Source organism: Streptomyces sp. NPDC091209 (assembly GCF_044757755.1).
GTDB lineage: Bacteria > Actinomycetota > Actinomycetes > Streptomycetales > Streptomycetaceae > Streptomyces.
On record NZ_JBIVVR010000019.1, the window covers coordinates 142,997 to 161,262 of the forward strand.

The 18,266-nt window shown below is 69.3% G+C and carries 10 protein-coding genes, 1 tRNA gene and 1 rRNA gene; 1 reads left to right on the forward strand and 11 read right to left on the reverse strand.

Translation table 11 applies throughout. The features are described 5' to 3' along the window. Positions 1-63: 63 nt before the first annotated feature. The 8 genes from ACIQRL_RS37515 to ACIQRL_RS37550 form a co-directional block, all read right to left on the reverse strand. On the reverse strand, positions 64-441 hold the full coding sequence (locus ACIQRL_RS37515; protein WP_401340191.1) for a helix-turn-helix domain-containing protein: 378 nt from the start codon (positions 439-441) through the stop codon (positions 64-66). 109 nt (positions 442-550) lie between these two features. Continuing rightward, on the reverse strand, positions 551-1,096 hold the full coding sequence (locus ACIQRL_RS37520) for a CinA family protein (protein ID WP_401340193.1): 546 nt from the start codon (positions 1,094-1,096) through the stop codon (positions 551-553). Beyond that, positions 1,093-1,851, reverse strand: a complete 759-nt coding sequence (gene pgsA / locus ACIQRL_RS37525; RefSeq protein WP_401340195.1) for a CDP-diacylglycerol--glycerol-3-phosphate 3-phosphatidyltransferase — start codon at positions 1,849-1,851, stop codon at positions 1,093-1,095. The genes ACIQRL_RS37520 and pgsA overlap by 4 nt, the downstream gene beginning before the upstream one ends. Beyond that, positions 1,848-3,323: a 30S ribosomal protein S12 methylthiotransferase RimO gene (gene rimO, locus ACIQRL_RS37530; RefSeq protein WP_401340197.1), complete on the reverse strand. Its 1,476-nt coding sequence runs from the start codon at positions 3,321-3,323 to the stop codon at positions 1,848-1,850. Before rimO ends, pgsA begins: the two co-directional genes overlap by 4 nt. 91 nt (positions 3,324-3,414) lie before the next feature. Continuing rightward, complete coding sequence (locus ACIQRL_RS37535) at positions 3,415-4,275, reverse strand: helix-turn-helix domain-containing protein (RefSeq protein WP_401340200.1); 861 nt, start codon at positions 4,273-4,275, stop codon at positions 3,415-3,417. A gap of 332 nt (positions 4,276-4,607) precedes the next feature. Next, on the reverse strand, positions 4,608-7,331 hold the full coding sequence (locus ACIQRL_RS37540) for a DNA translocase FtsK (protein WP_401340202.1): 2,724 nt from the start codon (positions 7,329-7,331) through the stop codon (positions 4,608-4,610). 172 nt (positions 7,332-7,503) lie between these two features. After that, a complete protein-coding gene (locus tag ACIQRL_RS37545) occupies positions 7,504-8,187 on the reverse strand; it encodes a two-component system response regulator (RefSeq protein ID WP_401340205.1) in 684 nt (227 codons plus the stop codon). 325 nt (positions 8,188-8,512) lie between these two features. Then, positions 8,513-14,011, reverse strand: a complete 5,499-nt coding sequence (locus ACIQRL_RS37550; RefSeq protein ID WP_401340207.1) for a HAMP domain-containing protein — start codon at positions 14,009-14,011, stop codon at positions 8,513-8,515. A gap of 388 nt (positions 14,012-14,399) precedes the next feature. Between ACIQRL_RS37550 and ACIQRL_RS37555 the strand changes: the two genes are divergently transcribed. Next, the gene (locus tag ACIQRL_RS37555) at positions 14,400-17,147 is read left to right on the forward strand and encodes a SpoIIE family protein phosphatase (protein ID WP_401340209.1); all 2,748 of its coding nucleotides are present in this window, start codon (positions 14,400-14,402) and stop codon (positions 17,145-17,147) included. 93 nt (positions 17,148-17,240) lie between these two features. Here the strand turns inward: ACIQRL_RS37555 and ACIQRL_RS37560 are convergent. From ACIQRL_RS37560 to rrf, 3 genes are all read right to left on the reverse strand, one after another. Beyond that, positions 17,241-17,313, reverse strand: a tRNA-Thr gene (locus tag ACIQRL_RS37560). An 86-nt stretch (positions 17,314-17,399) separates the two neighbouring features. Beyond that, positions 17,400-18,062 (reverse strand): DegT/DnrJ/EryC1/StrS family aminotransferase, encoded by a 663-nt coding sequence (locus ACIQRL_RS37565; protein ID WP_401340224.1) that lies wholly within the window; start codon positions 18,060-18,062, stop codon positions 17,400-17,402. Between the two features lie 113 nt (positions 18,063-18,175). Next, positions 18,176-18,266: ribosomal RNA gene (gene rrf / locus ACIQRL_RS37570) — 5S ribosomal RNA — on the reverse strand; the annotation flags it as partial.

Here is an 18,266-nt window from a genome sequence, read left to right on the forward strand (position 1 = left end):
AGAAGCCCCGGCCGGGGCTTCTCGTCACGCGTTCTCAGCTCAGGAAACGCGAGCTGGTGAGCGTCAGGCGGCGACGACGTCGACCGCTTCGGCAGGCGCCTTGATCGTGACTCGTTCCGGTGGCACACCGGTCACCGATACGGAATTGAGCATCGGGCGACGCACCGGTGCGGACACCGGTGCGGTGGCCGCAGCCGACTGTGCCAGCTCGGCGAGGGCGAGATCGTCGCTCACTTCCCGCATGAGCTCGGACATCCGTACGTCCAGCGCGTCGCAGATCGCGGAGAGCAGCTCGGAGGATGCCTCCTTCTGCCCCCGCTCCACCTCGGAGAGATAGCCGAGTGAGACTCGGGCGGACGAGGAGACTTCGCGCAGAGTACGGCCCTGGCGCTGGCGCTGCCGACGCAGCACGTCACCCAGCAGGCGACGGAGCAGAATCATCGGTGGCTCCCTCCTCGGACCGCGTAGCCGCATCCTTCACGCCCCACCGTACCGCCTTGCGCCGCGGCCGTGCGGGGAGCGATGTCGTGTTCACTCAGGGCTGCAAACATCAAAACCCCCCGTTCTGTTCCGTATCCTGTGCCCGCTCATTCCCGGTCTGTTCGCCCGCGAGCTCCTGAAGGAGCAGCGCGAGTACGCTGCGTACACTCTCCATACGGATTTCCGCCCGGTCGCCGTTCAACCGCAGCGGCACCACTTTCCCGCCACGGGCGGTGATGAAAGGTGCTTCGGAGGGTCCGTCGACGGCCACGTAGACCGTACCGACCGGCTGCCCGTCCTGGGGGTCGGGACCGGCGACACCGGTGGTCGCTATCCCCCAGTCGGCGCCGAGCGCCTTGCGCACCCCGGCCGCCATCTGTGCCGCGACCTGCGGATCCACCGCTCCGCGCTCGGCCAGGAGAGTGACGTCGACGCCCAGCAGTTCGTGTTTCAGTTCGGTGGCGTACGCCGTCACCGAGCCCCGGAACGTCTTGGAGGCACCCGGCACCGCGGTGATCTCCGCCGCCACCAGGCCACCGGTGAGCGACTCGGCGACGGCGAGGGTCTCGCCCCTCACCGTGAGTAGTCGCACCACCTCGGCGGCCGTGGAAGTCACCGCTCGGCCTCCGCGGCGGCCGCCCGCCGCTCGGCGATTCCGCGGCGGCGCAGCACAATGGCCTGTCTCACATAGTCGAGTCCGGTGACCACGGTCAGAATGACCGCGACCCCCATCACCCAGAACCTCAGGGTGGCCAGCGCGCCCGTCAGCGGCAGGATGTACATGCCGACCGCCGTGCCCTGGGCCAGCGTCTTCAGCTTGCCGCCGCGGCTCGCCGGGATGACTCCGTAGCGGATCACGACGAAGCGCAGCAGGGTGACGCCCAGCTCGCGCCCGAGGATCACCAAGGTGACCCACCAGGGCAGATCGTCGAGGGCGGACAGGCAGACCAGCGCCGCGCCCATGATCGCCTTGTCGGCGATGGGGTCGGCGATCTTCCCGAAGTCGGTGACGAGGTCGTACGCGCGCGCCAGGTGGCCGTCGAAGATGTCCGTGATCATGGCGACGGCGAAGGCCGCCCAGGCCCAGGCACGCATGGCGGGGTCGTATCCGCCGTCGGCCAGCATCAGCGCCACGAAGCCCGGCACGAGGACGAGCCGGATCATGGTCAGGATGTTGGCGATGTTCCAGAGACTGGCCTGATTGACGGCCGCAGCGCCCAGTTTCCCGCCCCGCGCCGGCTTCGCGCCCCCCGGAGCATCGGATGCGCCCGGAGTGCCGGAGACGCCGGGAGTACCGGATGCGCCGGGGGCGCCCGTCGCGCCTTTGGCGCCCGGGGAGCCGCCTGCCGCGGATGCCGGGACTCCGGTCATCTGGCCGCCTCCTCGGTACACGCGAGCGAGCCCGGAAGCGGCTCGGCCACCAGGTCGACACCTTCTGTACCGACCACCTTGGCCTCGACGATACGGCCGACGGTCAGACCCTCGCCGCTCGTGAACAGCACCTGGCCGTCCGTCTCCGGCGCCTGGTGCGCGGCGCGGCCGTAGGCGCCCTCCTCGCCGTCGAGGGACTCCACCAGCACGTGCACGGTCTCGCCCACGCGCTCCTCGGTCCGCTGGGCGACCAGCTCCTCGGCGAGCCGGGACACGCGCGCGAGGCGCTCGGCGACGACGTCCTCGTCCAGCTTGTTCTCGTACGTCGCCGCTTCGGTGCCGTCCTCGTCGGAGTATCCGAAGACGCCGATCGCGTCGAGGCGGGCTCCGGTGAGGAAGCGCTCCAGCTCCGCGAGGTCGGCCTCGCTCTCGCCGGGGAAGCCCACGATGAAGTTGGAGCGCACGCCGGCCTGCGGGGCCTTGGAACGGATGGTGTCGAGCAGTTCCAGGAACCGGTCGGTGTCGCCGAAGCGGCGCATCGAGCGCAGCACGTCGGGCGCGGAGTGCTGGAAGGACAGGTCGAAGTAGGGCGCGACGTTCGGTGTCGAGGTGAGGACGTCGATGAGTCCGGGGCGCATCTCGGCGGGCTGCAGGTAGCTGACCCGCACGCGCTCGATGCCGTCGATCTCGGCCAGCTCGGGCAGCATCGTCTCCAGGAGACGGATGTCACCCAGGTCCTTGCCGTACGAGGTGTTGTTCTCCGAGACGAGCATCACCTCCTTGACGCCCTGCTCGGCGAGCCAGCGGGCCTCGTTCACGACGTCGCTGGGGCGGCGCGAAATGAACGAACCGCGGAAGGACGGGATGGCGCAGAACGTGCAGCGGCGGTCGCAGCCGGAGGCCAGCTTCACCGAGGCGACCGGGGATCCGTCCAGACGGCGCCGCAGGGGCGCACGGGGGCCGGAGACGGGGGCGACGCCCTCGGGGAGGTCGGAGGGGGTGCCGTGGCCGGGAAGGGCCACTTCCTCGCCGGCGCTCTGCCGCTCGGCCGGGCTGATCGGCAGCAGCTTGCGCCGGTCGCGCGGGGTGTGGGAGGCGTGGATGCCGCCGTTGAGGATGGTCTGGAGGCGGTCGGAGATGTCGGCGTAGTCGTCGAAGCCGAGCACGCCGTCGGCCTCGGGGAGCGCTTCGGCGAGTTCCTTGCCGTACCGCTCGGCCATGCAGCCCACGGCCACGACGGCCTGGGTTCTGCCGTGCCCCTTGAGGTCATTGGCTTCGAGGAGGGCGTCGACGGAGTCCTTCTTGGCGGCTTCGACGAAGCCACAGGTGTTGACGACGGCGACATCCGCTTGTTCGGCGTCCTCCACGAGTTGCCAGCCGTCCGCCTCCAAGCGGCCTGCGAGCTCCTCCGAGTCCACCTCGTTACGGGCGCAGCCAAGGGTGACGAGTGCGACGGTACGGCGTTCAGGCATGGGCTCAAGACTACTTTGTCTCACCGACAGCCCACGTCGACGGGGTTGGCCGATCTTGGCCAACCCCGTCGACGGCGTACTTCTCGGGACCCTAGCCGACCTGCGGGTCGCCCTTCGTGTACGTGAGACGCTCGACCGCGCCCGGCTGGAACTGATCCTCGATCTTCTTGCCGTTGACGAAGAGCTGGATGGCTCCGGCGTCCCCGAGGATGAGGTTGATCTTGGAGCTGTCCTGGAAGGTCTTGGACTCGCCCTTGTTCAGCAGCCCGTCGAAGAGCATCCGCCCGTTGTGGTCCTTGGCGGAGATCCAGCTGCGTCCGTCCGCGGCGCTGACCTGAACGGTCACCTTGTCCTGCGGGGCGGCCGCGATGGCGCTGTCGGACGGCTCGGGCTTCGGGTCGGCGGGCTTGGTGGCGACCGAGCTGGGCGAGGAGGATGCCTTCTTGGTGATCGGCGTGGACCCCTCGGCGACCTGGGTCTTCGAGTCGTCCCCGTTGCCGCCGCCCTTGACCATGGTGAACCCGACGAAGCCGATCACCGCGACGATCGCGGCGACCATGGCGGCCGTCCAGTTCGGTCCGCGGCGCTCGGGCCGGATGCGCTCCGCCTCGAACAGCGGGGCGGCGGGCGTCGGCGCGGGACGTCCGCCGTGCTCGGCGTCGTACTGCGCGAGCAGCCGGGCCGGATCGAGGCGGACGGCGCGGGCCAGGGTGCGGATGTGCCCGCGCGCGTAGACGTCGCCGCCACAGGGAGCGAAGTCGTTCTGTTCGATGGCGTGGATGATGGTGATACGGACGCGGGTGGCGTTACTGACGTCGTCGACGGTCAGACCGGCCTCGATGCGTGCCTGCTGAAGGGCACGTCCGATCGAGGGCCGCTCGGCCGCAGGGTCGTCTTCGAACGGACGCTCGTCTTCGGGGGAGTTGCCGTCAGGTGAGTTGACGATGGACACGGGGGCGCCTTTCGAGCGTGTAGCCACCTGTGCTGGAAGTTCAGTCTAGGGGGGGTACGAAAGGGTGGGGCAACCGGGCGGTGGGACTTTGTACGCCATCAGAATGGCCGGTCATCCTGATATAGGGACATGGTGGCGTCCCTTCGCTCAACTTGACGTGCGACAAGGCGAAACGGTTGCCCACCGACTCCTTACGGGTGAGTCACGTTCACATATCAGCCAGGTGCGGAACATGACGTTCCGCCATCCGCCCGACAGGCCGGCCGCTCCCGAGCGACCGCCCCGCGCCCACCACGCCGTTGCCGGCTTTCCGCCCCTCCTCGCCGAGGGCTCTACGCTTCTGCTTCCCCGCGCATCACGGCCAACACTCCATCCAGCTCGTCGGCCTTCACAAGAACGTCACGCGCCTTGGAACCCTCGCTGGGCCCGACGATCCCGCGCGACTCCATGAGGTCCATCAGCCGGCCGGCCTTGGCGAAGCCGACGCGCAGCTTGCGCTGAAGCATCGAGGTGGACCCGAACTGCGAGGTGACGACCAGTTCGGCCGCCGCGCACAGCAGATCGAGGTCGTCGCCGATGTCCTCGTCGATCTCCTTCTTCTGCTTGGTTCCCACGGTGACGTCGTCCCGGAAGACGGGCGCCATCTGATCCTTGCAGTGCTGGACGATCGCCGCGACTTCGTCCTCGGTGACGAAGGCACCCTGCATACGCGTGGGCTTGTTGGCCCCCATCGGCAGGAAGAGTCCGTCGCCCTTGCCGATGAGCTTCTCGGCGCCGGGCTGGTCGAGGATGACGCGCGAGTCCGCGAGGGACGAGGTGGCGAAGGCGAGCCGGGAGGGCACGTTCGCCTTGATCAGGCCGGTGACGACATCGACGGACGGCCGCTGCGTGGCGAGCACCAGATGGATGCCGGCCGCGCGCGCGAGCTGGGTGATGCGCACGATCGAGTCCTCGACGTCGCGCGGCGCGACCATCATCAGGTCGGCGAGCTCGTCGACGATCACCAGGAGGTACGGGTACGGGGTCAGCTCGCGCTCACTGCCCTCGGGCAGCTTGACCTTGCCGTTCCTGATGGCCTGGTTGAAGTCGTCGATGTGCCGGAATCCGAACGCCGCGAGGTCGTCGTAGCGCAGGTCCATCTCCCGTACGACCCACTGCAGTGCCTCGGCGGCCCGCTTCGGGTTGGTGATGATCGGCGTGATCAGGTGCGGGATGCCCTCGTACGCGGTCAGCTCGACCCGCTTGGGGTCCACCAGGACCATCCGTACGTCCTCGGGGGTCGCCCGGACCATGACCGAGGTGATCAGGCAGTTGATGCAGGACGACTTGCCGGAACCGGTGGCTCCGGCGACGAGGACGTGCGGCATCTTCGCCAGGTTGGCCATCACGTAGCCGCCCTCGACGTCCTTGCCGAGCGCGACCAGCATCGGATGGTCGTCCTCCGCCGCGTCCGCGAGGCGCAGCACGTCACCGAGGTTGACCATCTCGCGGTCGGTGTTGGGGATCTCGATGCCGACCGCCGACTTGCCGGGGATCGGGCTGATGATCCGCACGTCGGGGCTGGCGACCGCGTACGCGATGTTCTTGGTGAGCGCCGTGATCCGCTCGACCTTCACGGCGGGGCCGAGCTCGACCTCGTAACGGGTGACCGTCGGTCCGCGGGTGAATCCGGTGACGGCGGCGTCGACCTTGAACTCCCGGAAGACGTTCTGCAGGGAGGCGACCACCGCGTCGTTGGCGGCGCTGCGCGTCTTGCCGGGGCCGCCCCGCTCCAGGAGATCGAGCGAGGGCAGCGCGTAGGTGATGTCCCCGGAGAGCTGGAGCTGCTCCGCGCGCGGGGGCAGCTCGCGCGGGGCGTCGGGTGCGGCCTTGGTGAGGTCGGGCACGACGGACTCGACCGGCAGGGCCTCCTGCCGGGGCCGCTTGGCGCCGGGTACGACCTTGGCGCGGGCGGCGGGAACGGGCGTCGTCTCCTCGTACCCGTCGCGCTCCACGCTGACGCCCTGCGTCAGATCGGCGACCAGGGGCGAGGGCGGCATCCCGTGCAGCACGGCACCGTCCAGCGCCGCCGCCGCGGCCGCGGCGACGTCCACGGCGTCCATCGGTCGGTTCATGTCGGGCTGCGGAGCCCCGGGCCGCCGGGGGCGGCTCCGGCGCTTGGTGAGCGCCTCCCGCTCGGCGCTGTCGGCGTCGTACGCCTCGGGGGCGCGCGAGCGCCTGCGGGAGCCCCCCTGAAGCCCGTCGCGCCACTGCTCGTCGTAGCGCTCCTCGTCCTCGATGAACGCGCTCTCGTCGAAGTCGGCCTGGACGATGCCGAGCTTCTGGCCGAGCAGCCGCAGCCGCTGCGGAATCGCGTTGACCGGGGTCGCCGTGACGACCAGCAGCCCGAAGACCGTGAGCAGTACGAGGAGCGGTACGGCGAGGACGTCGCCCATCGTGTACGTCAGCGGGGTGGAGGCCCCCCAGCCGATGAGTCCGCCGGCGTCCCTTATCGCCTGCATCCCGTCACTGCGCGCGGGCGATCCGCACGCGATGTGCACCTGCCCGAGCACGCCGATCACGAGCGCCGACAGGCCGATCACGATGCGGCCGTTCGCCTCGGGCTGCTCGGGATGCCGGATGAGCCGGGCCGCGATGAGGGCGAGGAGTATCGGCACGAGGAGGTCGAGACGGCCGAAGGCGCCCGTGACCAGCATCTCGACGAGGTCGCCGACGGGCCCGCGCAGATTGGACCAGGTGCCCGCCGCGACGATCAGCCCGAGGCCGAGCAGCAGGAGCGCGAGTCCGTCCTTGCGGTGCGCCGGGTCGAGCCCTTTCGCGCCCCGCCCTATCCCGCGGAAGGTGGCTCCGACGGCATGGGCGATGCCCAGCCACAGGGCGCGTACGAGTCTGTACACGCCCGCGGTCGGGTTGGGCGCCGGCGGGGGAGCGGGCTTCTTCGCCGCGACCCTCTTGGCGGCTGCCTTTTTCGCGGGGGCCTTCTTCGCCGGAGCCTTCGTCGGAGCGGCCGCCTTCTTCGCGGGCGGCTTCTTGGCTGCGGACTGACGTGAGGCCATGTGTGTGAGGTTACCGGTGGAGACGACAGCGACACGTGTGCCTCCCCCAAGTTCTCGACTTCGCTCGAACAGGGGGATCCGCAGCTTCACCCGATCGTGTCACCCTTACCGGCAGCGGAACTGACGCTTCCTCACGTCGTCCCGTCGCCGCCCGGAGGTGTCCGGGCGGGCCTCAGTTCGGCGAGGGCACCGAGGGTGCCCCGCTCCCCGTGCCCGGCTCCAAGGCGTCCAGCGCCCTGCGCAGTCCGGTGAGTTTGCGTTCGAGGTGCGCCGCGGTCGCCACCGCCGCCGCGTCCGCGGAGTCGTCGTCGAGCTGCTTGGACAGCGCCTCGGCCTGCTCCTCGACGGCCGCGAGCCGCGCCGAGAGTTCGGCCAGAAGTCCGGCGGGCTCCTTGGCCTCGCCGAGCGCCACCTTGCCGCCACCCTCCAACTGGAGCCGCAACAGGGCCGCCTGCTCCCGGAGTTGGCAGTTCTTCATGTAGAGCTCGACGAACACCGAGACCTTCGCGCGCAGCACCCACGGGTCGAAGGGCTTGGAGATGTAGTCCACCGCGCCGGCCGCGTACCCCCGGAAGGTGTGGTGCGGGCCGTGGTTGATGGCGGTGAGGAAAATGATCGGGATGTCCCGGGTCCGCTCCCGCCGCTTGATGTGCGCGGCGGTCTCGAATCCGTCCATGCCCGGCATCTGAACGTCCAGCAGAATGACCGCGAAGTCGTCCGTGAGCAGCGCTTTGAGCGCTTCCTCCCCGGACGATGCCCGTACCAGTGTCTGATCGAGCGCGGAGAGGATCGCCTCCAGCGCCAACAGATTCTCCGGCCGGTCATCGACCAGGAGGATCTTGGCCTTCTGCACCATGGCCCGCCCTCCTCGCCCCGGCATGGGGCCTCCCCTGTCCGCAGGACTTGGGGTGGCACCGGGCGCCGCCCCAGGGGACGACTCCCTTGCGCCGTCCGTCCTTGTGCCGGTCATGCTAGCTGCACCCCGCCCGTCGCCACACCCTGTCACCGCGATGTCACTGTGCACGTAGCAAAAACGCAGCAGGGGACCAGAAGGTTCCCCGAATCCCGTGCTTCTACACGGCTTCGGGCACAGTCAGTCATCCGACACCGGGCCGCCGTTCCGCACGGTGTCCTGGTGCCCAACAGCACGTGACAGCCACGCGTCATCGTGTACGAGTGTGTCACCCCTCACGCATCCACTGCGCCATCACGGACAGCAGATGATCGGGATCGACCGGCTTGGTCACATAGTCGGAGGCACCCGACTCGATCGCCTTCTCCCGGTCGCCCTTCATTGCCTTCGCCGTGAGCGCGATGATCGGCAGCCCCGCGAACTGCGGCATCCGCCGGATCGCCGTGGTCGTGGCATAGCCGTCCATCTCGGGCATCATGATGTCCATCAGAACGACCGTGACATCGTCGTGCTGCTCCAGGACCTCGATTCCCTCGCGGCCGTTCTCCGCGTACAGCACCGAAAGCCCGTGCTGCTCCAGGACGCTCGTCAGCGCGAAGACGTTGCGGATGTCGTCGTCGACGATCAGCACCTTCTCGCCCTCGAAGCGGATGCCCCGGCCCTGTTGCGGTCCCGCGTCCTGCCGGCCCGCGGCCGTCCACGGCTCCTGAGGGGCGCCCGCGGCACCGTCCGGCTGCCCGGGGACGGCGGTGCGCTGCTCGGCCGTGGGCAGGGCCCTGCGGCGCCTCCTGAACAGCGCGGCGGGCCCGTTCTGGGCGTCCTGGTACGACCTCACCTCGGCCGGCATCCCGATGTCGTGCAGTTCCGCCTCGGAGGCCAGTAGCTCCCCCGCCTCCAGCGCCGGCGCGAGCTGCCCGTAACCCTGCGGCGGCAGTTCGCTCGGGTGCAGCGGGAGGTACAGCGTGAAGGTGGAACCGCGTCCCGGCTCGCTCTGGGCGTAGATCTCGCCGCCCAGCAGCCGCGCGATCTCCCGCGAGATGGACAGCCCCAGACCCGTACCGCCGTACTTGCGACTGGTCGTGCCGTCGGCCTGCTTGAAGGCCTCGAAGATCACCCGCATCTTGCTGGCCGCGATCCCGATACCGGTGTCCGTCACGGAGAACGCGATCAGATCGGCGTCCGCGTCCCGCAGCGACCCCGACTCCAGGAGCTGTTCCCTGATGGCCACCGGCACGTCCGCCCCGGCGGGCCGGATCACCAGCTCGACGGCTCCGGAATCGGTGAACTTCACGGCGTTGGAGAGCAGGTTGCGCAGCACCTGGAGGAGGCGCTGCTCGTCGGTGTGCAGCGTGGCGGGCAGCTCCGGTGAGACCCGTACGGAGAAGTCGAGCCCCTTCTCCGCGGTCAGCGGACGGAACGTGGCCTCCACGTAGTCGACGAGCTGGACGAGCGCGATCCGGGTCGGCGACACGTCCATCTTGCCCGCCTCGACCTTCGACAGGTCGAGGATGTCGTTGATGAGCTGGAGCAGGTCGGAACCCGCGCCGTGGATCGTCTCGGCGAACTCGACCTGCTTCGGGGTGAGATTCGTGTCCGCGTTGTCGGCGAGCAGCTTGGCCAGGATCAGCAGGGAGTTGAGCGGCGTCCGCAGCTCGTGCGACATGTTCGCCAGGAACTCGCTCTTGTAGCGCATGGAGACGGCGAGTTGCTCGGCGCGCTCCTCCAGGACCTGCCGGGCTTCCTCGATCTCGGTGTTCTTCACCTCGATGTCGCGGTTCTGCTGGGCCAGCAGCTCGGCCTTCTCCTCCAGTTCCGCGTTCGAGTCCTGGAGGGCCTTCTGCCGGTTCTCCAACTCCGCCGACCGTTCGCGCAGTTGCTCGGTGAGCTCCTGCGACTGCCGGAGCAGTACCTCCGTCTTGGTGTTGACGGAGATGGTGTTGACGCTCGTCGCGATCATCTCGGCGATCTGGTTCAGGAAGTCCTTCTGGATGTGCGTGAACGGCGTGAAGGACGCCAGCTCGATGACCCCGAGCACGGTCCCCTCGAAGAGCACCGGAAGCACGATGACCTGCGCCGGAGGTGCCTCACCGAGCCCGGAGGAGATCTTCAGGTAGCCGCTCGGCGCGTTCTCCACCAGGATCGTGCGCTTCTCCTGCGCTGCCGTGCCGATCAACGCCTCACCGGGCCGGAACGACGTCGGCATGGAGCCCATCGAGTAGCCGTACGACCCGAGCATGCGCAGCTCGTACGCCTCCTCGTCCTCGCCGGCCGTGTCCTTGCCACCGTCGACCAGCGGCATCGAGAGGAAGAACGCGCCGTGCTGGGCCGAGACGACCGGAGTCAGCTCGCTCATGATCAGCGAGGCCACGTCGTCGAGGTCGCGGCGCCCCTGCATCAGCGCCGAGATGCGGGCGAGGTTGCCCTTCAGCCAGTCCTGTTCCTTGTTGGCGATCGTGGTGTCGCGCAGGTTGGCGATCATCTTGTTGATGTAGTCCTGAAGTTCCTGGATCTCGCCGGAGGCGTCCACGTCGATCTTCAGGTTCAGGTCGCCGCGGGTCACCGCGGTCGCCACGCGCGCGATGGCACGCACCTGCCGGGTCAGGTTCCCGGCCATCTCGTTCACCGACTCGGTGAGGTCGCGCCAGGTGCCGTCGACGTCACGCACGCGCGCCTGGCCGCCCAACTGGCCCTCGGTGCCCACCTCGCGGGCGACTCGGGTGACTTCTTCGGCGAAGGACGACAGCTGGTCGACCATCGTGTTGATGGTGGTCTTGAGCTCCAGGATCTCGCCGCGCGCGTCGATGTCGATCTTCTTGGTCAGATCGCCCTTGGCGATGGCCGTGGTGACCATCGCGATGTTGCGCACCTGACCGGTCAGGTTGGACGCCATCCCGTTCACCGACTCGGTGAGGTCCTTCCACGTGCCGGAGACGCCCGGTACACGCGCCTGGCCGCCGAGGATGCCGTCCGTGCCCACCTCGCGGGCCACCCGCGTCACCTGGTCGGCGAACGAACTCAGCGTCTTCACCATCGTGTTGACCGTGTCGGCGAGCTGCGCGACCTCGCCGCTCGCCTCGACCGTGACCTTCTTGGTGAGGTCGCCGTTGGCCACCGCCGTCGCGACCTGCGAGATGTTCCGCACCTGGTTGGTCAGGTTGTTGGCCATCACGTTGACGTTGTCGCTCAGGTCCTTCCAGATGCCGGTGACCCCCGGCACCCGCGCCTGACCGCCCAGGTTGCCCTCGGTGCCCACCTCGCGGGCCACCCGGGTCACCTGCTCGGCGAAGTTGGAGAGCTGGTCCACCATCGTGTTGACCGTGGTGACCAGTTCGAGGATCTCGCCCTTGGCGTCGACGGTGATCTTCTTCGACAGATCGCCCTTGGCGACCGCGGTCGTCACCTCGGCGATGTTGCGCACCTGGATGGTCAGGTTGTTGGCCATGAAGTTCACGGACTGGGTGAGGTCCTTCCAGGTGCCGGAGACACCCTGCACCTCGGCCTGCCCGCCGAGGATGCCCTCCGTGCCCACCTCGCGGGCCACCCGCGTCACCTGCTCGGCGAAGTTCGAGAGCTGGTCCACCATCGTGTTGAGGGTGTTCTTCAGCTCCAGGATCTCGCCGCGCGCGTCCACGTCGATCTTCTGCGACAGATCACCGCGGGCCACCGCCGTCGCGACCTGCGCGATGTTGCGCACCTGCGCGGTGAGGTTGCCGGCCATGCCGTTCACCGAATCGGTCAGGTCGCGCCACACACCGGCGACGCCGGGCACCTGCGCCTGACCGCCGAGGCGGCCCTCCGTACCCACGTCACGGGCCACCCGGGTCACCTGGTCGGCGAACGCGGAGAGCTGGTCGACCATCGTGTTGATGGTGTTCTTCAGCTCCAGGATCTCGCCGCGCGCGTCCACGTCGATCTTCTGCGACAGATCACCGCGGGCCACCGCCGTGGTGACCTGGGCGATCTGCCGTACCTGTGAAGTCAGGTTCCCCGCCATGAAGTTGACGGAGTCGGTGAGCTCCTTCCAGGTACCGGACACACCGTCCACCCGTGCCTGGCCGCCGAGCCGGCCCTCCGTACCCACGTCACGGGCCATCCGCGTCACCTGGTCGGCGAAGCTCGACAGCTGGTCCACCATCGTGTTCACGGTGTTCTTGAGCTGGAGCATCTCGCCGGAGACGTCGACGGTGACCTTCTGCGACAGATCGCCGTTGGCGACCGCCGTGGTCACCTGGGCGATGTTGCGCACCTGGCCCGTCAGGTTCTGGAACGCCGTGTTGACGGAGTCCGTGAGGTCCTTCCAGGTACCGGCCACCCCCGGAACCTGCGCCTGGCCGCCCAGTTCACCCTCGACGCCGACCTCGCGCGCGACCCGCGTGACCTCGACACCGAACGACGACAGCTGGTCGACCATCGTGTTGACGGTGTTCTTCAACTCCAGCATCTCGCCCGCGACCTGGACGCTGACCTTCTGCGACAGATCACCGTTGGCCACCGCGGTCGTCACGGCGGCGATGTCACGCACCTGGGTCGTGAGGTTCCGGAACACCGTGTTGACGGAGTCCGTGAGGTCCTTCCACGTTCCCGCCGCTCCCGGCACGTTCGCCTGACCGCCGAGCCGGCCCTCGCCACCGACCTCGTTGGCGACACGGGTGACCTCGTCGGCGAACGTCCGCAGCGTCTCGGTCATCTGGTTGATCGTCTCGGCGAGCTGCGCGACCTCACCGCGCGCGGAGACGGTCACCTTCTGCGACAGGTCGCCGCTCGCGACCGCCGTCGTCACCTGCGCGATCCCGCGCACCTGGGCCGTCAGGTTGCCGGCCATGAGGTTCACCGAATCGGTGAGGTCCTTCCACACGCCGGCCACACCGGGCACCTGCGCCTGACCGCCCAGTTCCCCCTCGGTGCCCACCTCACGGGCGACGCGCGTCACCTCGGAGGAGAACGAGGACAGCTGGTCGACCATCGTGTTGACGGTGTTCTTCAGCTCCAGCATCTCGCCGGCCACGTGAACCGTGACCTTCCGCGACAGGTCACCCTTGGCGACGGCCGTCGTCACGAGAGCGATGTCACGCACCTGGGCGGTGAGCCGGTACGCCATCGTGTTGACCGAGTCCGTGAGGTCCTTCCACGAACCGGACATACCGCGCACCCGGGCCTGACCGCCCAGCTTGCCCTCGGTGCCCACCTCACTGGCCACCCGGGTGACCTCGTCGGTGAACGTCGACAACTGGTCGACCAGGTTGTTGACGGTCCGCCCGACCTTCAGGAACTCACCGCGCAGCGGATGCCCGTTGCCGTCCGCGGCCTGCGCGCGCAGGTCCATGCGCGGCGACAGATCGCCCTCCGCGACGGCGGACAGCACCCGGCCGACCTCGGAGACAGGCCGTACGAGATCGTCCACCAGCGCGTTCGACGCCTCGATCGCGGCCGCCCAGGCGCCCTCACCGGCACCCGTCTCCAGCCGCTCCGTGAGCTTTCCCTCACGGCCCACCACACGCCGGACCCGAGAGAGCTCACCGGTCAGGTGCAGATTGCGGTCGGCGACCTCGTTGAAGACCGCCGCGACCTCGGACATGACGCCGTCACCGGAAACGGTGAGCCGCTTGCGGAAGTTGCCGTCCCGCATCGACACCAGGGCGGCCAGCAGGCGGTTCAGAGCCGCCGTGTCCACCTCGGTGGTGCCGGTGCGCGGTGTGCGCCCGCTGTTCAGGGACTGTCCGCCTTTCGCGCGCGTCCTACCGCCCCGCGTCGCTGCGCCAGACTCCACTGTGTCCCTCCCGCAAGGGTCGACCAATACTGCTCGGCGTACTCGGGTACTCATGCTCGTGGTGCGGGGAAGGCATTCGACCTGCCCGGACCTTCTCCTGCAGCCTGCCCAGTGTTTCACCCCGGCTGAACCAGGCCATAACAGTTCGGCAGCTTCGCACACGGTCCGCACACCCTCGGGACGGAACTCCGGCCCTGGCCGGAGGCAATCACACGCACCTGTCAGAAGGGAAACGCCGGACTCTTCAAGACGGAAACACTCGTGACCGGCATCCGCAGGGGCGGCGAAGGTAAGTAACCTTGCATGCGGCTGTCCAGCCGCGCCGGTCCCGTCCGGCCTGGGCGGTGGCACGAGTACGAGCGGGCAGGCATCGGAGGGGCACCGCACCATGACCACCGGACTGCATCCTGGGGGAACACCTCAGGATCCCCGGCCGACAGGGAACCACGCCCTGCCCACGCAGGAGCGGGTCGGCCCCGGAACCCCGCACGCCGACAACCGGACAAGGAGTTCTGTGATCACCGCGCGCGCGGCCGCCAGTTTCGAACCTGTGGGACGGTCCGTCGCGATCGCCCGCTCGTTCGTCCGGGACACGCTCCAGGGCTGGGGCTTCGCCGACATCGTCGACGACGCCGTCGTGCTGACCAGCGAACTGGTCACCAACGCCGTCGTGCACGCGGGCACCGCAGCCGACGTTCTGTGTCTGCGCAGCGACGACGGTGTGCGCATCGAGGTCGCGGACCACTACCCCGAACGCGAGATCCCCCTCCAGGCGACCGCCGTCAGCATGGGCAGCCCGGACCGCGAGGGAGGCCGCGGCCTCCAGCTCTGCGCGGCCCTCGCCGGCCGCTGGGGTGTCGACTACACGCCCACCCACAAGCAGGTCTGGTTCCAGCTCGACCTCCCCGAGCGCGCCGTCGGCACCCGCACCGCCGGCCCCTCGCTCCCCGCCCACCTCCTCCCCCTGGCCGACGGCCGCGTCCGCGTGGCGGTCGTCCAGATCGACCGCACCGGTTCCATCAACGCCTGGAACGAGGACGCCGAGGAGCTCTTCGGGTACGCGGCCGAGCAGGTCACCGGCAAACCGCTCACCGACTTCGCGGCCTGGCCGCACACCCCCGGCACCAGCACCGGCATCGTCGAGGCACTCCAACTCTCCCGCTGGGAAGGCAGTTACGGCGTCCGCTGCGCCGACGGCCGCGTCACACCGGTGTACGCGTCGCACCTGCGGGTCCGCGACACGGGCGGCGAGCCCTCCACCGTCTGCCTCCTCGTGCGCGACCACGAACGCGCCGTCCTGCAGACCCCGTTGCGCGGGGCCGCCTCCGACTCGGGCACCCACTCCGAGGGCCAGGCCACGGATCCGTTCGAGGTCTTCATCGGATCACCGGCCCCGGACGACCTCGACGGCCTGCTCCAGCGCACGGTGGAGCGCGCCCGCGACATGCTCGACGGCGACTCCGCCTTCCTGCTCCTCGCGACCGACGACGAGACGGAGTTGGAGGTCCGCGCCTCCACGGGCCTGCCCTCCGCGCGTCAGCGCTTCGCCCGCGTCCCCGTCGAGGCGGGCCCCGGCCGCTACGGCTCGGCCCGGATGCCCGCCGTCCACGAGGACCTGTTGGTCGTCCCCGGTGCCGTACCGCTCCTCGGCGGGACCGGCATGCGCTCGGTCGTCACGGTCCCGCTCAAGGTCGAGGGCCGCCTCACCGGCTCCCTCGGCGTCGCGGCCGAATCGCCCGGCCGCTACTCCAACGAGGAGGCCCTGCGCCTCCAGTTCGCGGCGGACCGCATCGCCCTGGCGGTGGAATCGGCCCGCCTCGGCGAGCTGGAACGCCTGCGCCGCGGCTCGCTGTCGTTCCTCGTCGAGGCCTCCGACCTGCTCGCCGGCACCCTGGACCGCGACCAGACACTCGCCCTCATGGCCCAGATGACCGTGCCGACCCTCGCCACCTGGTGCGCCGTCTACACGATCGCCGACCAGGCCTCCGAGCCGTACCTCTCGTACGTCCTGCACGAGGACGAGGAACGCATCGACGGCCTCAAGGCGTTGCTCTCGAAGATCTCCCCGCCGGACCCGGTGCCCACGCCGGGCGCCCGCGTCTGGTCGGCCCCCGCCGCGGCGGCCCACGAAGCGGCCCTACGGACCTCCATGCGCAGCCTGGGCCTCGGCAACCAGGCGTCGGTGACCTCCGGCATCGGTACGACGCTGGCGACCGCCGCGGCGGTCGGCGGCGAGACCGTCGTCCTCCCCCTGGTGGCCCGCAACCGCGTCATCGGCATGCTGACGCTCGGCAAGCCCTCGGACGAGCATTTCCGCCAGGAAATCCTGGAGTTGGCCGAGGACCTCTCCCGTCGAGCGGCCCTCGCCCTGGACAACGCCCGCCTGTACTCGGAGCGCACGGCCATCAGCCAGTCCCTCCAGCGCAGCCTCCTGCCCCCGGAACTCCCGCACATCGAGGGCGTCGAGGTCGAGGTCATCTACCGCGCGGCCGGCGAGGGCAACGAGGTCGGCGGCGACTTCTACGATCTCTTCCCGATCCGCGACGGCGCGTACGGATTCGCCATCGGCGACGTCTGCGGTACGGGCCCGGAGGCGGCGGCGGTCACCGGCCTGGCCCGGCACGCACTGCGCCTGCTGGCCCGCGAGGGCTACGGCGGCCCCGCGGTCCTGGAGCGGCTGAACTCCGCGATCCTCGACGAGGGCGCCCGCAGTCGCTTCCTCACCCTCCTCTACGGCGAGTTGTGGCCCCAGGAGGACGGCAGCGCGGTCCTGAAGGTCGTCTGCGCCGGCCACCCGCTCCCGCTGCGTCTGCGCCAGGACGGCACGGTCGAACCGGCCGCAGAACCGCAGCCGCTCCTCGGTGTCATGGAGGACCTGGAGCTGTACGAGCAGACGGTCACGCTGGATCCGGGCGATGTCCTGCTGTGCGTCACGGACGGCGTCACCGAACGCCGCGAGGGCACCCGCATGCTCGGCGACGACGGCCTCACGGACGTCCTCACCACCTGCACCGGGCTGACGGCCGGCGCGGTCGCCGCACGCATCATGCGCGCGGTCGAGCGCTTCGCCTCCGACGCCCCGTCGGACGACATGGCGATCCTGGCGATGCGTGTCCCGGGCCTCCAGACGGACTGAGGCCGCACGGGCTCAGTCCCCCGGACTGAGCCCCCACCGGTCCCGGACATGCGAAAGGCCCCCGCCCACAAGGGCGGAGGCCTTTTCTGTCTGAGCCCCCCAACGGAATCGAACCGTTGACCTTCTCCTTACCATGGAGACGCTCTACCGACTGAGCTAGGGGGGCCTGTCGCCTTTTCGAGGTTTCCCTCGCGGCAACGAGATAGATCATACCCCGAACTGAACCGTGTTCCCAACCAGTCCAGCCCCGGATCAGAAGGCCGGCTGCAGCAGTCCGCCGAGCGCGTTGCACGCGGAGACGATCCGCTGCATCTCCCGCTTCGTCAACGCCCCGTCCACCGGCAGCGAAAGAGTCTCGTCGGCGGCCCGCTCGGTCTCGGGAAGCTGTACGTCCCGCCGGAACCCGGGCAGGCGGTGCACCGGTGTCTTCACCGGCACCCGGCACTCGACTCCCCTGGCCCGTACGGCCCGTGCGAAGGCGTCCCGGTCCGGCCGCCCGTTGCCGGGCACCCGTACGACGTACTGCTGGTAGGTGTGTCCGTCGCCACTGACGGGCGTGCGTACGCCGCTCAGCCGGCCGTCGAGGTAGGCGGCCCGCTCCCTGCGCTGCGCGATCTCGTCGTACGGCGCCTCGGACTCGCCCTGTTCCAGGACCAGCACCTCATGCCGCTGGCCGAGTTCCCGCAGCCGCACCATGTCGGCCGTACGCCCGAACCGGTGCACGACGACGAGCGCCGACGTCCGGGGCGTCATGACGCCCTCGATCGCGCGAGGGTCGAGGCAGTACGTCGCCGGGTCTATGTCGGCGAAGACGACCGTGGCGCCGGCCTGGGCCACGGCGTCGGCGACCTCCACGTTCCCGAAGGCCGGAACGATGACCTCGTCACCGGCTCCGACGCCCGCGGCTCTGAGCATTGCAGCAGTACCCATGGTCCGGATATTGGGCGCGCAACGTGAACGCAAAGTAACGTAAAACAAAAAAGAGCTGGTCCCCGAACCGAAGTTCGAGGACCAGCTCTCTAAAATTTGTTCGGCGGCGTCCTACTCTCCCACAGGGTCCCCCCTGCAGTACCATCGGCGCTGTGAGGCTTAGCTTCCGGGTTCGGAATGTAACCGGGC

What these genes read in the sequence shown, in the direction of transcription:
- ACIQRL_RS37515 (WP_401340191.1), bottom strand. Translation starts at nt 441, where the DNA reads ATGATTCTGCTCCGTCGCCTGCTGGGTGACGTGCTGCGTCGGCAGCGC.
- pgsA (WP_401340195.1), bottom strand. Translation starts at nt 1,851, where the DNA reads ATGACCGGAGTCCCGGCATCCGCGGCAGGCGGCTCCCCGGGCGCCAAA.
- rimO (WP_401340197.1), bottom strand. Translation starts at nt 3,323, where the DNA reads ATGCCTGAACGCCGTACCGTCGCACTCGTCACCCTTGGCTGCGCCCGT.
- ACIQRL_RS37540 (WP_401340202.1), bottom strand. Translation starts at nt 7,331, where the DNA reads ATGGCCTCACGTCAGTCCGCAGCCAAGAAGCCGCCCGCGAAGAAGGCG.
- ACIQRL_RS37545 (WP_401340205.1), bottom strand. Translation starts at nt 8,187, where the DNA reads ATGGTGCAGAAGGCCAAGATCCTCCTGGTCGATGACCGGCCGGAGAAT.
- ACIQRL_RS37555 (WP_401340209.1), top strand. Translation starts at nt 14,400, where the DNA reads ATGACCACCGGACTGCATCCTGGGGGAACACCTCAGGATCCCCGGCCG.
- ACIQRL_RS37565 (WP_401340224.1), bottom strand. Translation starts at nt 18,062, where the DNA reads ATGCTCAGAGCCGCGGGCGTCGGAGCCGGTGACGAGGTCATCGTTCCG.